Origin of the sequence: Vibrio viridaestus, from assembly GCF_003856525.1 — a bacterium.
GTDB classification, from domain to species: domain Bacteria; phylum Pseudomonadota; class Gammaproteobacteria; order Enterobacterales; family Vibrionaceae; genus Vibrio; species Vibrio viridaestus.
The window spans coordinates 84,378-98,048 of sequence record NZ_RJVQ01000007.1; the positions used below are offsets into that span (position 1 = coordinate 84,378).

At 43.6% G+C, this 13,671-nt stretch carries 14 protein-coding genes; 8 read left to right on the forward strand and 6 right to left on the reverse strand.

Features of this window, described 5'->3' with window-relative positions:
* Positions 1-130: 130 nt before the first annotated feature.
* From EES38_RS15460 to nifL, 5 genes are all read right to left on the reverse strand, one after another.
* The gene (locus EES38_RS15460; RefSeq protein ID WP_124938117.1) at positions 131-658 is read right to left on the reverse strand and encodes a nitrogen fixation protein NifQ; all 528 of its coding nucleotides are present in this window, start codon (positions 656-658) and stop codon (positions 131-133) included.
* Positions 655-915, reverse strand: a complete 261-nt coding sequence (locus tag EES38_RS15465; protein WP_124938118.1) for a 4Fe-4S dicluster domain-containing protein — start codon at positions 913-915, stop codon at positions 655-657. Before EES38_RS15465 ends, EES38_RS15460 begins: the two co-directional genes overlap by 4 nt.
* A complete protein-coding gene (nifB, locus tag EES38_RS15470) occupies positions 893-2,263 on the reverse strand; it encodes a nitrogenase cofactor biosynthesis protein NifB (protein WP_124938119.1) in 1,371 nt (456 codons plus the stop codon). The genes EES38_RS15465 and nifB overlap by 23 nt, the downstream gene beginning before the upstream one ends.
* A gap of 166 nt (positions 2,264-2,429) precedes the next feature.
* The gene (nifA, locus tag EES38_RS15475) at positions 2,430-4,043 is read right to left on the reverse strand and encodes a nif-specific transcriptional activator NifA (protein WP_124938120.1); all 1,614 of its coding nucleotides are present in this window, start codon (positions 4,041-4,043) and stop codon (positions 2,430-2,432) included.
* 6 nt (positions 4,044-4,049) lie between these two features.
* Positions 4,050-5,579, reverse strand: a complete 1,530-nt coding sequence (gene nifL, locus EES38_RS15480) for a nitrogen fixation negative regulator NifL (protein ID WP_124938121.1) — start codon at positions 5,577-5,579, stop codon at positions 4,050-4,052.
* Between the two features lie 294 nt (positions 5,580-5,873).
* On the opposite strand from nifL, the gene rsxA reads away from it, so the two are divergent.
* The 8 genes from rsxA to EES38_RS15520 all read left to right on the forward strand — a co-directional run bounded on the left by rsxA (position 5,874) and on the right by EES38_RS15520 (position 11,837).
* A complete protein-coding gene (gene rsxA, locus EES38_RS15485) occupies positions 5,874-6,449 on the forward strand; it encodes an electron transport complex subunit RsxA (RefSeq protein ID WP_124938122.1) in 576 nt (191 codons plus the stop codon).
* 10 nt (positions 6,450-6,459) lie between these two features.
* A complete protein-coding gene (locus tag EES38_RS15490; RefSeq protein ID WP_124938123.1) occupies positions 6,460-6,993 on the forward strand; it encodes an RnfABCDGE type electron transport complex subunit B in 534 nt (177 codons plus the stop codon).
* An 18-nt stretch (positions 6,994-7,011) separates the two neighbouring features.
* A complete protein-coding gene (gene rsxC, locus EES38_RS15495; protein WP_124938124.1) occupies positions 7,012-8,622 on the forward strand; it encodes an electron transport complex subunit RsxC in 1,611 nt (536 codons plus the stop codon).
* The gene (locus EES38_RS15500) at positions 8,615-9,610 is read left to right on the forward strand and encodes an RnfABCDGE type electron transport complex subunit D (protein WP_124938125.1); all 996 of its coding nucleotides are present in this window, start codon (positions 8,615-8,617) and stop codon (positions 9,608-9,610) included. The genes rsxC and EES38_RS15500 overlap by 8 nt, the downstream gene beginning before the upstream one ends.
* Positions 9,611-9,613: 3 nt before the next feature.
* On the forward strand, positions 9,614-10,222 hold the full coding sequence (locus tag EES38_RS15505) for an RnfABCDGE type electron transport complex subunit G (protein WP_124938126.1): 609 nt from the start codon (positions 9,614-9,616) through the stop codon (positions 10,220-10,222).
* On the forward strand, positions 10,215-10,910 hold the full coding sequence (locus tag EES38_RS15510) for an electron transport complex subunit E (protein ID WP_124938127.1): 696 nt from the start codon (positions 10,215-10,217) through the stop codon (positions 10,908-10,910). Before EES38_RS15505 ends, EES38_RS15510 begins: the two co-directional genes overlap by 8 nt.
* Positions 10,907-11,170: an RnfH family protein gene (locus EES38_RS15515; protein ID WP_124938128.1), complete on the forward strand. Its 264-nt coding sequence runs from the start codon at positions 10,907-10,909 to the stop codon at positions 11,168-11,170. The genes EES38_RS15510 and EES38_RS15515 overlap by 4 nt, the downstream gene beginning before the upstream one ends.
* A 133-nt stretch (positions 11,171-11,303) precedes the next feature.
* Positions 11,304-11,837 carry a flavodoxin gene (locus tag EES38_RS15520; RefSeq protein WP_124938129.1) on the forward strand — a complete coding sequence of 178 codons (534 nt, stop codon included), beginning with the start codon at positions 11,304-11,306 and terminating at the stop codon, positions 11,835-11,837.
* A gap of 69 nt (positions 11,838-11,906) precedes the next feature.
* Here the strand turns inward: EES38_RS15520 and clcA are convergent, their stop codons facing one another.
* Positions 11,907-13,358, reverse strand: a complete 1,452-nt coding sequence (gene clcA, locus EES38_RS15525; protein WP_124938130.1) for a H(+)/Cl(-) exchange transporter ClcA — start codon at positions 13,356-13,358, stop codon at positions 11,907-11,909.
* Positions 13,359-13,671: the final 313 nt, after the last annotated feature.

The window sequence follows — 13,671 nt, forward strand, 5'->3', positions numbered from 1 at the left end:
TTGTTGATAGTAAAGATTAATACTTTCAGTATGTTATGAAAGGGAAATAATAGCGAGATTGGGAGGATATATTTTTATTTCTCGGGGCGTAGGGAAAGATTGCCCCTTATGGTGCAATCTTGCACATCAACTATTCATCAATGAAGCATTCACTAAAACTGGTACAAGTTTCACAACTCGGTGAGCGGCAGACGTAATCACCACCTGATGAACAAAGCTGGCGGTATAAAAATCGTTTCCAGCGCATATTTTTATCGTTCATCTCTCTAAGTTGGGGAAAGAAGTAACCAAATAACTGGGTAAGAAGTGGGCGTTGGGGCATTCCGATATCTTTCCAGAGGTGCTGTGTTCCCATACAAGCTAATGTTAGTACGTGGGCCATTTCTTCGGCAAATAGGCGATTTTTGTTGAGGTGTTCAAATAGCAAGGAAGAGAGATCCTTTTGTTCAGAGAGTCTCAACCCAGATAACTCCGCTAACAATAAACGTTGGTCGGTCACATGGTCATAATTGTCGGGTTGTTTAATTTGAAATGTGCTGCATAGCTCTTCAAATTGGTACTGGCTTAGCCCCAGGTAAGGCGGGAGGCAGGTTCCTCCCGCTAAATATGAGGTTAAAATTGGAATCCAAAAACTACTGGCATCGTATTCATCTATCATAGGCGCTCATCCACCGGAATCCCTGTCAGACTGCCAAGTGGATTCACAGGACGTGACTGGTTATCAATGATCGCTTCTTCGACAGGGCATATCGTAGCGCACTGCGGTGTGTCATATTGATCTTTACATCCAGTACAACGTTTTGAATGTATATGGAATTGATTCACATCGTCGCTATCCTGGAATACAGCATGATTAGGGCAGACTAAAGAACACGCGTGACAACCGACGCACTTATCCGTTATGGCATACTTCATGTTGTTCTCCCGGTAATGACTGTTCTGCTTGGTGAGTACCACTAAACTGACGTTGAGCAATCGTTTTTAACGCTTCATCAATAGGTTGCATTGCAAAATCAACGTTTGGAGTCACACCCAACTTCTCTAATTGACGCCATGGTGCGATACCGATGCGGCTGCATAAAACAACGTCACAGTCTTCGACTGATCTAATAATGCCGTCTTTTTCATCCTGAGAATCGTTACACTCGTCGCTACCGTGACAATACTGAGCGATAGAACGTTTCTCGATAAAATTAAATTGCTGTTCATCGGTATTGTACTCATAAATTTCAAACCATTGAGCATGCCCAAAATGCACCTGAATAACATTGGAACTGTTGTTATTCGCGACGGCAACGCGAAATGTCTTTTGTTGAATTTGTGACGCCATTGTTGACTCCGCTTCATCATCGTCATGACTTGAACATCCACCTAACGTTCCGACGGCATCAGCACGACATTGTTGGCAATGCGTCATTTGTGGCATGTTACTACCTGATTCTATGCGCGCCTTTTCAATTTCATCTTCAGTCGGTCCACGCTGATGAGTGAGCCCAAAATACGTTCCGTGTTCTGGAGCTGAGATTAGTGGCATAATATTATGTAGCAAGGCGCCATGAGCTTTTACGGCGTTAGACACTTCTTGAATATGATGGTCATTAATACCAGGTATGAGTACCGTATTCACCTTGACTAACATTCCCGCATCAGCTGCCGCTTTTAGCCCCGCAAACTGGCGACCAATAAGCGTTTTTGCCGCTTCTAAACCACGTAGACGTTTATTTTCGAAATATACCCAAGGGTAAATTTTTGCGCCTATTTCAGGATCAATGCAGTTGATGGTTATTGTAAGATGATTAACGCCAACGGCGGCTAATTGGTCAACGTAAGGCTCCAGCATCAGTCCATTTGTTGAGATGCAAAGCTGTGCATTGGGGTCTTCATCTCTTATGGCTTCCAATGTTCTAAAGGTTGCCTGAGGATTGGCTAATGCATCTCCGGGACCCGCAATACCGACGACAGTTAAGTTTGGCGCTCGTTTCTTAACTGCTATAAATTGTTTTAAAGCAGCATCAGGTGAGGCAACTCTAGAAACCACTCCGGGACGAGACTCATTACTACAATCGTATTTTCGGTTGCAGTAGTTGCACTGAATATTACAGGCTGGAGCAACAGGAAGATGCATACGAGCATACTGATGAGCCTCTTTGGAGTAACAAGGATGTTGGGAAATTTTATCCTGTACTTTTTTAGAGAAGAAATGATGAACCTTTGGAGGACTTTCCAATAACGCCTCGTTGTGGCCTAGTGTGTTTGCTTCCATAAACACCTCAATGACTTATCCGTGTAATAATAAAAATAGTTAGAGGGTATATTGCAAAGGATGTACCTGTTATTAACTTATTGTTTTTATTGGTTTCTATTGAAAAATAAAAGCGCACAAATCAACAATTGTTTTAAAGGTGACAAAGTTGATTGTGCGCATTTTGTTAGATTTGTTTCATTTCAATATTCATAATTTGAATACGATAAGCAATTTGCCGCGGGGTCATATTAAGTAAGCGCGCAGCTTTAGCTTTAACCCAACCTGAACGCTCCAGTGCATCAATCACCATTTCACGTTCGTCATTGAACTGTTTTTCCTTGCTGACGCTAGGCAGTTCATTAAGTGGCATTGATGATGGCATTGGTACTACCGGTTGCTGAGGTTGTTGAACCACAGGAGGTCTGTTTTTCGCTAAATTATTCATCGCATCCACCTGATTAAAAATGATCAGTTCAGGCGAAATTTCTCCAGACTCACAAAGAACCGATGCGCGTTCAAGCGTATTCTCAAGCTCTCGCACATTTCCCGGCCACGGATAGTTCATCATTGCTCTGATGGCACTATCGGTAATCACGAGTTTGCGTTGCTGAGCTTTACCAATCTTTTGTAACATGTACTCAGTGAGTTCGGGAATATCCTGAATTCTTTCTCTGAGTGCCGGCAAATTCATTGGCATCACATTTAGGCGATAATAAAGGTCTTCCCTAAAGTTACCGTTGGCGACTTCTTCTTCAAGATTACGGTTAGTTGCAGCAATGATTCGAACATCCACTGATATCGTTGATGATCCACCAACACGTTCAAACTCTTTCTCTTGGAGAACACGTAATAACTTTGCCTGAAATGCCGGGCTGGTTTCGCCAATTTCGTCGAGGAAGATTGTTCCGCTATTGGCGAGTTCAAAACGTCCTTTGCGTTGTTTAACTGCACCAGTAAATGCGCCTTTTTCATGGCCGAATAATTCGGATTCGAGAAGGTTATCCGGTAAAGCCGCACAGTTTAATTTAACGAACGGATTCGCCGCTCTAGGTGAATTGTAGTGAATAGCGTTAGCAACCAATTCTTTACCTGTACCTGATTCCCCTCGAACTAAAACAGTAGAGTCCCAGCGGGATACTAACCGAATTTGATCGAAAATCTGGCGCATAGCTTTAGTATGACCAACCAAGTTTTTAAAGCTGTAGTTATTGCGAACTTTACGACGTAAGCCGTCACGCTCGTCAACTAACTGTTGTTGCTTCGTTTCGATTTGATGTGCCAACTGAATGTTCTTCGCAATCAAATTTGCGATCATATCGAGGAATTTACTTAACTGAGTGATTGATGAGTCATCTAGATTGGGCGGTTGTGCGGAGAGTGCTCCTATAACGCTACTATTAGTGTCTTTCAAAGGAACACAAATAAACGGCTTATCGTAATCGTAGAGGGCCAGTTTATCTGCAAAGCGCATGTCTTGTCCCAAATTACGAACTACCATTGAGCTCCCTTGACGTAACACTTCGCCAACGATCCCTTCACCGACTTTGTAGTGAATTTGTTTTTGTTCAATGTTTGAATTAGGAATCGGCGAATGTACCGACTTCACTAATAAAATATCTCGAGTTTTATCCAAGACAGTTAACATGCCGCAACGAAGCTGACATTCTTCGTGCAGGATCTTTAAGACCTTATCTGTCGTATCAGTGTAATTTAGACTGCTATTAAGAACGCAACTTATGTTGTACATGGCAGCAAGAAGTTGGCGCTCTAAGTCTATCGTAGAATAAGCGACTGTCATAACTTTTTACCATTCGTTCATTGGAAATGTAATAACCACTTTGGCACCACTTAGTTGGTCACTTTGACCGACAGAAATCGTGGCTGAATGTTCATTTAACACTTGTTGAACGATGGAAAGTCCAATCCCGCGACATCCTGATTGATGCTTAGGTTTAGTACTGAAAAATGGATGAAATATCTTCAACCTAATATCATCTGCCACACCGCCACCAGAATCTTCTACTACCAAATGAACATCGTGTTCTTCTTCATAAGTTGATACCAGTAAGATCCGGTCTTTTGATTTTGACGCTTGGATTGAATCAATGGCATTGTCGATCAGCTGTTTCAATGCGAGTACCAATCGGTTTGGCATACCATTGATTACGGGCAATGTAGGATCGAGATCCAGATTCAAATTGGTTGAAGATAACAGCATTTCATCTGTCGTTATCGATGTCGCATCTTTAACGATTAGATTGAGATTGACTGGCTGAAATGCTTCGGAGTTACGTTCAGGTATCGCCTGTTTTATATCTTCCATGGCTTCGACAGCCGTGCCCATCGCTTCATCCATCGCGACAAGCCCAGGACAGGCTGCATTGGTTCTTTTTAGAATATTAATGGCCGATTCAATCATATTAAACGGCCCTTGCAACTGATGTAAGGTCGCCATCAATGCTTCCTGCATCGCATGCACGTACTTGTTATCTCTCGTCATGAGCTTAACCGTGTTGATGCGTCTTTCTTCAACTAACAGTTTCTCACGCGTGCGTTCGTTGATGGCAATAACAATGTAGTAACCCTGCTCTCTATTAAAATACGTTTCTGCTGTGGTATCTGAGACCGGAATTTTAACTAAGACAAAATCGAACCAACGTTCACGCATAGGGCCGCTATTTTCAATATGAATCCCTTTATACTTTTGCGTTTTATTCCCCATAAACTCTTCTAGCGTATCGTATCCATAGTCACTCTGAATAGCGTCTAGAAGTAATTGTGTTGGTGAGGTTTCGATACTTAAGTTCATTTTCTCGAAACGGTCGTTTTTGAAGATTGCGTTGTGTTCCTGATCAATCAAAGCAATCGCCATCGGTGCAGCATTCAGTACAGCCTGAAACATAATCGACTGGTTTTGTTGGTGAATCTGCATGTGATGTTTTTCAGTAATGTCTTTGTGGATCGCGTAGTAGCGAACTTGTCCTTCGGAATTATTGATACGAGAGATAGACATATCTGCAATATATGGCTCGCCTGATTTTCTACGATTGAGCAATTGCCCTTGCCAGTGATTCCCAGCAGTAATCGCAGACCATAATCCTTCATAAACGGAACGAGGCGTAGCTTTATAGGAGAGCATAGAAGAGTGATGACCTATCAGCTCATCTAATTTGTATCCGGTAATCTTACAGAAGGTGTCGTTAACAAAAAGGATATTTCCTGACTCATCGGTAATACTGATTGCAACCGGAGCATTGGAAACGATTTGTTCAAATACTTCCTCACCAAAAATAGGCGTAGGTGTCTCTGGCATAACGGCATCGATTTGTCCCATATTAGCTTTCCTTAGCAAGTGACGTAATCAACTCTATGCATTTCTTATTCCAGTAAAAAACTGTTGGAATTCCTGACACATAACAATCGACCTTTGTTTGATACAAGACAAATAATGCACCTGATTTTTGTTTTGTATGCTTTGTGACAAATTGTCATACCCCCTTCAGAAAGCCCTAAATACGGGAACTGGCAGTGAAGTTAACAAGTTAAAGCGACTTTTTGGTGCACGGTTGCACAATGGCATGGCTCATGCAGAACGGTCTAAAAAAGTAACATTTTAGGGACGAAGTGTATGACCGATGGATTGATTATTTTATTGAGCGCCGCGTTTGTGAATAACGTTGTACTCGCCAAGTTTCTGGGATTGTGCCCATTCATGGGTGTTTCCAGTAAGATCAGTAGTGCGATAGGGATGGGGATAGCAACAACCTTTGTTCTTACGCTTGCGGCTGCTACCACTTGGGTACTTGAATTTGCAGTGCTTCGTCCGTTAGGACTGGAGTTTATGCGCATCATTACCTTTATTTTAGTGATTGCTGCTGTGGTTCAGTTTACTGAATTATACGTTAAGAAGTCTTTTCCTTCACTGTATCAGGCGTTAGGGGTTTACCTACCGCTGATCACAACAAACTGTGCGGTTCTTGGTGTGGCGTTACTCGCCGTTCAACAAGACCTTACATTTGTTTCAACCATCATGTTTAGTGCTGGCTCGGCATTCGGGTTCATGGTGGTTATCACACTGTTTGCTGGCTTACGTAGTCAACTGGTCCTGAGTAATGTGCCTGCTGCATTCAAAGGTACCCCAATCGCATTTATTACCGCTGGCATATTGTCTATGGCCTTTATGGGCTTTTCTGGAATGGCTTAAGGAGAGAGATATGTTTATTTCGTCATTACTATTTTTCGTTGTAATGGGAGCAGTCCTGGGTTCCGCCCTAGGTTTTGCCGCCATCTTTTTCAAAGTCGAAAGTGACCCTTTGGTCGACCGGATAGAAAACTTGTTGCCAGGCGGACAGTGTGGACAGTGTGGTGAAGCGGGGTGTCGTCAGGCTGCTGAGAAGATGGTTTCTGGGGAATTGAGCCCTGCTTGCTGCCCTCCTGGTGGATCTTCTTTGGCTCTGAATGTTGCTGATATGCTTGGCGTTTCGATAGAAATGAGTGAAGAGGACAAACAGTGGGTCGCGGCGATTGAAGAGTCACAATGTAGTGGCTGTGGACGTTGCTACAAAGCGTGTCCGTTTGATGCCATTGTTGGTGCGCCTAAACAAATGCATACCGTTATAAAAGATATCTGTACAGGTTGTAAGTTATGTAGCCAATCTTGCACTCAGGGCTGCCTAACCATGAAAGAAGTCGAACCGGACTCTTCAACCTGGTATTGGCCAAAGCCAAAACAAACGGCATTTGCGTAGTAGTCAGGAGTTACAGCTATGAGTTTATTTCAGTTACATCGTCCGTTTTCTGGTGGTGTTCATCCAAAGTCATTTAAGACAATGACCAGTGATAAGCACATCGATAAGGACTTTTGGCCGCGCAACGTTTATTTATCTTTACAATTACGTAGCGGTGCCAAGCTAACGCCCATTGTCTCCGTAGGAGATACTGTTGTCCGCGGTCAGCTTGTTGCAGTCAGTCGTTCAGAACGAGTTGCGCCCGTGCACTCTTCAGTTAATGGCATCGTTACCGCAATTACTGAACACATTACTTCCCACCCAGCACGTGTTAAAAGCGAAACTATCGTTATTCGGGCCAACGAAGATCGCTCTTGGGGGGAAGTAACCCCGGTTTCTAATCTGGCTAACATTGATGATGATGCGATCATTGAACGAGTTAGCGAAGCTGGGATTGTTGGACTTGGTGGAGCCGGGTTCCCCACTGGATTGAAGCTAAAATCAGCACGACGTAATAAGGTGGACACCGTTATTCTCAATGGTGGTGAATGTGAGCCTTATCTAACCAGTGATGATCTGACAATGCAGGAGTTTGCATCTGAGATCATTGTTGGTGCGCGCTTAATAATGAAAGCCTCTGGCGCTAAACGAGTATTGATTGGTATTGAAGATAACAAACCCTTGGCATTCGAAGAAATGTTTTATGCTGCCACGGAAGATCCCAATATCCATGTGCAAAAAGTACCGAGCATTTATCCTATGGGATCCGCCAAACAGTTAATCAAGACATTAACAGGAAAGGAAGTGCCTAAGGGTGGTAGTTCAAACCAAATTGGTGTGTTGGTTAACAATATTGCGACTGCGCGCTCTGTTTACCATGCGGTAAGATTTCGACGCCCACTGGTTACTCGCGTGGTGACAGTATCGGGTGGTGGTATTAGCGAGCCAAGAAACGTGGAAGTGCCTGTTGGAACTCCTGTGAATGAGATTATCGCCTACTGTGGTGGTTTTTCGGAAGATACTGAACGTCTCATATTCGGCGGGCCAATGATGGGGCAAGTTATTTCGTCGCCCATGGTTCCGGTTGATAAAACCGTTGGCGGCATTCTTGCGTTGACAGAAGACGAAGTCGTTAACCGCAACAAGCATCAGGAATGTATCCGTTGTGGGCAATGTGTACGTGCGTGCCCAATGGGATTAATGCCATTCCAGTTAGCTGCGCATACGCGTGTTTCAAATTTTGGTACCGCAGAAGAGCAGGGCGTAATGAGCTGTCTTTCTTGTGGCGCATGCAGCTACGTTTGTCCGTCACACATCCCGTTGGTGCAATATTTCATGCATGCTAAAGGTGTGATTTGGTCTAACAAACAGCAAGAACGTAAATCGGCTCGGGCTAAGGAATTGACTGAGGCGAGAAAACAGCGAATTGAACGTGAAGAAGCGGAGAAACAGGCAGCTAAAGAGAAAAAAGCAGCTCGACCTTCAAGACCCGCTCGCAAATCTGCGGTGGAGCCAGCGAAAGAAAAAGAAACTGTCGCTGAGTCTAAACCACAAAGGCCAACGCGTCCTGCAAGACCTGCACGTCCGGCTAGGCCTCCCAGAGTAAGCAAGGCAAAAGAGGCGACAGCCATGGAGGCCGACAATGATTAATTACGAATCCGCAATTGGACCGTTCGCGCACAACCAAAATAGCAGTGTGCGAATTATGTACACCGTTATGCTAACGCTGATCCCAGCACTATTATTTGGTTTCTACCAGTTTGGTCTTGGCAGTATGCTGGTTGTTGTCAGCTGTGTATTGAGTGCGGTAATAACTGAATGGTTATGTTTGGTTATCATGCAAAGAAAATTCGCAGCGTGTTTAGATGGTTCGTCTGTTCTTACCGGGCTCTTACTTGCAATGAGTCTGCCGTCAACGATGCCATTGTGGATGTGTGCGTTTGGTAGTGCTTTCGCGGTTATAGTGGGTAAACAGATCTATGGCGGTTTAGGAAATAACCTGTTTAATCCAGCAATGCTAGCGCGTGTCATGCTCATTGTCTGTTTCCCCGTCGAAATGACGAATTGGGCGACGCCTACACCAATTAATTTCGCGAATAATCTGGTCAGTGTGCCATCTGGTTGGTTGCACTTTGACGGATTAACATCCGCTACTGCACTGAGTACTGAAAGAACGGATCCAATTGTATTGGCGAATATTTTCTTCGGACAACAATCGGGTAGTCTGGGTGAAACCAGTAGTATCTTAATACTCCTTGGCGGCCTTTACCTTATTTATAAAGGTATTATCCATTGGGCTATTCCACTCACTTTTATGGTTGGCTTACTCATCCCTGCGGCCATTGCACATTTGGTTAGCCCTAAAGATACGCTCCCTGTGCTGGTTCATTTGTTGAGTGGTGGTGCGATGTTAGGCGCTTTCTATATTGCGACGGATCTTGTTACATCACCTACCAGTGTAAAAGGACAACTCTTATATGGTTTCGGGTGCGGCTTTCTGGTTTGGCTAATTCGCTCGTTTGGCAGTTATCCCGAAGGTGTTGCGTTTGCCGTGCTTATTATGAACTCTGCTAGCCCATTGATAGACCATTATCTACGGCCAAGTATTTTTGGTAGTCATACCGTACCGGAGAAGTAAACCATGATGGAATATGTAGAAAAGTGGAAGGACCGTATTGGATACCAAACCGGATTATTAGCAACGACATGTGGATTGGCGGCGTTGCTATTGGTATCGACTGAACTTGTCACTCGTCCGGTAATAGAACTGCGGATTTCAGAAGATCAAAATGCGCTTTTGGATCAGGTGCTGGGCGGTAAAGTGTATGCAAATGACGTTTTTAACGATGGGCATACTGTTACTTACCAAGGTCAAGATTACGATATTTATGATGTGAAAAATGACCAGGGTACGTTGATTTATCACGTTGTCCGTGGAGAGGAAGAGGGTTATAGCGGACCGATCAAATATTTGATTGGTGTCAGCCTCAATGGAGAGATATCGGGCGTTCGAATTATCAGTCATACAGAAACACCTGGGCTGGGCGACAAAATAGAATTAGCAAAAAGCCCTTGGGTTTTGGAGTTTAACCATCGTTCTTTAGACAACACGCTTACCTGGGGTGTTAAGAAAGATGGTGGTGATTTCGATCAGTTTAGTGGTGCAACCATTACGCCAAGGAGTGTCGTAAGGGGTATCCATAAAGCGATGCTAGCGCTTCAGCAGGACCAAGGAGAAAGTCATGAGTGAAGATAAAAAGAGTGTCTACACGCCAATCATAAAAAATGGTTTGTGGGATAACAATATCGTCTTAAAGCAGTCATTGGCTTTATGTCCATTACTTGCTGTTACCAGTAGTGCAACCAATGGACTTGGACTTGGTTTAGCTACAATGGCCGTTATGATCATGGCGAACTTACTGAGTTCGCTGGCAAGTGGAATTATAAGCAAAGCTGTTCGTATACCGGTTAACGTGATAATCATCGCGACATTAGTGACGTTGATTGATGCTATTTTGAATGCTTGGCTACACCCGTTGCATAAGGTTTTGGGGTTGTTCGTTCCTTTGATTGTAACGAACTGTGCCATCTTAGGGCGTGTTGAATCCTTTGCCAGTAAAAATGCATTGTTACCTTCGATTACTGACGGCCTGTTTATGGGATTAGGCTTTACATGGGTACTGACGGTATTAGGTGGTATCCGTGAGATTATCGGGAGCGGTACGCTATTCTCCAATGCCAGCTTACTACTTGGTGACACATTTTCATTTCTAGAAATTACGGTAATTCCTGATTACCGCGGTTTACTGTTAATTATTTTACCACCTGGTGGATTCTTGGTTCTAGGGGCCGTTCTAGCAATTAAGCAAAAAGCGGAAGCAATGGCTAAGCAGTCCAAAGAAATCGGGAATGTAAGGATGGAAGGAGAACACTCATGAAAGTCAGTGTTGTTTATGCGTTACCCAAAGAACAGGTATGGGTTCCGGTGGAAGTTGAGGAAGAAGCGACTCTTCTATCCGCAATTCATAAGTCAGATATTTTGAGTATGTATCCAAATATAGAGCTGGATAAACAGAAGGTAGGAATATTTGGCAAAGTGAAATCACTGGACAGCACATTATCGGCTGGAGATCGGGTTGAGATCTATCGTCCGATAACATGGGTTCCTGAAGATGATGATGACGAAGATGATGACTAAGTTTGTCTGTTTTACGACAAATTGTTCGTTTGTAGTAAAGTAAATATAATTTATTTATATAAATCAGGTAATTACAATGGGCATGGAGTTTGCTCCATGCTTATTGATTGTAAATTTCAAGGAGTGAAGCGTTATGGCAAAGGTAGGTATCTTTTTTGGAACAGACACAGGCAGTACTCGTAAAGTTGCTAAGCAAATAGCTAAACAGCTTGGAGATATCGCAGATAAACCAAAGAATATTAATCGTTCAAGTGTTTCTGATATTGAAGAGTATGAATATCTGATACTTGGTACACCGACTTTAGGAGAAGGCTGTCTACCTGGACTTTCAGTTGACTGTCAGGAAGAGAGTTGGGAAGAGTTCATGCCTAATTTTGAAGGACTGGACCTTACAGGTAAAAAAGTTGCGCTATTTGGATTAGGTGATCAGGTGGGCTATTCCAGTGAGTTTGTCGATGCTTTAGGTGAGCTATATGATTATGTAGCAAACTGCGGCGCAGAAATTTACGGTTTTTGGCCAACAGATGGCTACGATTTCGATGCTTCGAACGCGGTAGATGATGGTATGTTTGTTGGCTTAGTCATAGATAAAGATAACCAAGCCAGCATGACAGAACAACGCGTTGCCGGATGGGTTGAGCAGATAAAAGCAGAGATGGAACTATAAGTTTCTAACTGATTGAAGCAAGGAGCGGCTGGAAAAAGCCGCTTTTTTTATTTATCAATGTTGAGTGAGTTATTTGACTGGATCTTCTTTGATTTCAGCCTGTTTCATTTCCTGTTGCTGTTGCTCTGTCTGTGGCGGCACATCTTGCTGCTGTAATTTTTCTTTACGTAGTGTACGGTGTAAAAGCTGACTGTATATAGGTTGGCCGCCTAATAGCTGGGCGAAAATAACAGCACCAAGACCAGTGATAATCAGTGGCAGAATTAAGTAGTAGTTATTCGTCATTTCGATAACAAGCAAAATACCCGTGATTGGAGCGCGTACCGTAGCAGCGAAAAGCGCACCCATCCCTGCAATCGCAAACATCCCTGGGTCAATACCAAATTGAGGAAAGAGACTATTTGCCGCAGCACCAAAGGCATAGCCAAATAGGGTTCCTAGAGCAAGCATTGGAGCAAAAATCCCGCCGGGTGCACCAGAACCAAAACAAAGCATTGTTGTGAGTATACGACCCAAGAAGAGAAGAAGTAAGAAACTGGCAGAATACGTACCCGTCGTGATCGTTGGAATTAGGTGAATACCACCACCAGTTAGCTCAGGAATGTAAAGGAGGGTTAATCCAAAGCAACCACCGAGTAAAGTACCAGTAATTAAATAGCGTTTGCGATCGTTGCGGTGAATTTTGACGAAAATATCTTGGAAGATGGTTACGAGCTTATTGAAGAAAACACCAAAAATCCCGAAGAAAATGCCAAGCACTAAGAATAACCACAGCGAATCAATTCCCGGCGGTTGGTACTGAGGCATTGTTATAACCGCATCCTGGCTCTTTATCATACGAAATACGATGTCGGCAGAGATCGCTGAGATAATCACCGCTTTAATAGAAATTAAAGTATAACGAAATTGTGGACGCATCTCTTCGATGATGAACATGATCCCAGCAAGAGGAGCATTAAATGCCGCAGCCAAGCCACCAGCAGCCCCACAGGCAAGAAGAGAGTGACGAGAGTCGTCGTCTTTAACGCGGAAAATATCCGATACCATGCGACCGATTGCACCGCCCATTTGAACGGTTGGACCTTCTCGTCCTAAAACCATTCCTGAGCCTAGCGCTCCCATGCCACCAAAAAATTTCACTGGCAGTACTCGCCACCAACGAACGGGTCTCATCCCATCCATTGCGCCTTCTATTTCAGGGATACCAGAACCAGAGGCCTCTGGAGCAAATCGATGCACAAGATAATAGCCAACGAATGCAAGTCCGGCACTAATAAGAAACGCAGCAAACCATAAAGGAACATGAGTACTGATTTCGCTTTTTAACCATTCGGTTCGGGTTTCGGATATAAAGTGAACGGCCAGTTCAAAGTAGGTTCCTACTAGCCCAGCTAATACACCTACAATGACAGAAAGAAGCAATACGGAGGCGGGCGTTTTGTCTTTGGAGAGAAATTGGTTAATGGTGTCTTTTCTAACCTTTGCGATTAGTGAAGGGCGGAACTTCTCTCTTGTAGACATTTACGAAAAACCTCATCGAAATATAGTGTGGAGTGGGGGATCAACGAGCGAGCAATTATACGCATCCAAAACATCAACAATACTGATAAACATGCAATGTTGATTTCCATATTTGGCGTGTGGTTAGTATACAGAAATTTAAAGTGTGAGCGAGAGCAAAAAATAGGTTATTTCACTGGCAAACATAAATTTATGTACCATATTTAAAGCGTAAGGCAAGAGAAACGGACCAAACGGAGGTTGAAGGTGCCTTACCTACAATTTGACTTTACTAACCAAAGCTCAAATGACTGTCCCCGTTCTAGGCCGTCAA

Excerpts from the sequence above, each read along its gene's own strand:
- rsxC (WP_124938124.1), top strand. The coding sequence starts at position 7,012 with ATGAGTTTATTTCAGTTACATCGTCCGTTTTCTGGTGGTGTTCATCCA.
- EES38_RS15460 (WP_124938117.1), bottom strand. The coding sequence starts at position 658 with ATGATAGATGAATACGATGCCAGTAGTTTTTGGATTCCAATTTTAACC.
- EES38_RS15490 (WP_124938123.1), top strand. The coding sequence starts at position 6,460 with ATGTTTATTTCGTCATTACTATTTTTCGTTGTAATGGGAGCAGTCCTG.
- rsxA (WP_124938122.1), top strand. The coding sequence starts at position 5,874 with ATGACCGATGGATTGATTATTTTATTGAGCGCCGCGTTTGTGAATAAC.
- EES38_RS15510 (WP_124938127.1), top strand. The coding sequence starts at position 10,215 with ATGAGTGAAGATAAAAAGAGTGTCTACACGCCAATCATAAAAAATGGT.
- clcA (WP_124938130.1), bottom strand. The coding sequence starts at position 13,358 with ATGTCTACAAGAGAGAAGTTCCGCCCTTCACTAATCGCAAAGGTTAGA.
- nifA (WP_124938120.1), bottom strand. The coding sequence starts at position 4,043 with ATGACAGTCGCTTATTCTACGATAGACTTAGAGCGCCAACTTCTTGCT.
- EES38_RS15520 (WP_124938129.1), top strand. The coding sequence starts at position 11,304 with ATGGCAAAGGTAGGTATCTTTTTTGGAACAGACACAGGCAGTACTCGT.
- EES38_RS15465 (WP_124938118.1), bottom strand. The coding sequence starts at position 915 with ATGAAGTATGCCATAACGGATAAGTGCGTCGGTTGTCACGCGTGTTCT.
- nifL (WP_124938121.1), bottom strand. The coding sequence starts at position 5,579 with ATGGGACAAATCGATGCCGTTATGCCAGAGACACCTACGCCTATTTTT.
- EES38_RS15515 (WP_124938128.1), top strand. The coding sequence starts at position 10,907 with ATGAAAGTCAGTGTTGTTTATGCGTTACCCAAAGAACAGGTATGGGTT.
- EES38_RS15505 (WP_124938126.1), top strand. The coding sequence starts at position 9,614 with ATGATGGAATATGTAGAAAAGTGGAAGGACCGTATTGGATACCAAACC.
- EES38_RS15500 (WP_124938125.1), top strand. The coding sequence starts at position 8,615 with ATGATTAATTACGAATCCGCAATTGGACCGTTCGCGCACAACCAAAAT.
- nifB (WP_124938119.1), bottom strand. The coding sequence starts at position 2,263 with ATGGAAGCAAACACACTAGGCCACAACGAGGCGTTATTGGAAAGTCCT.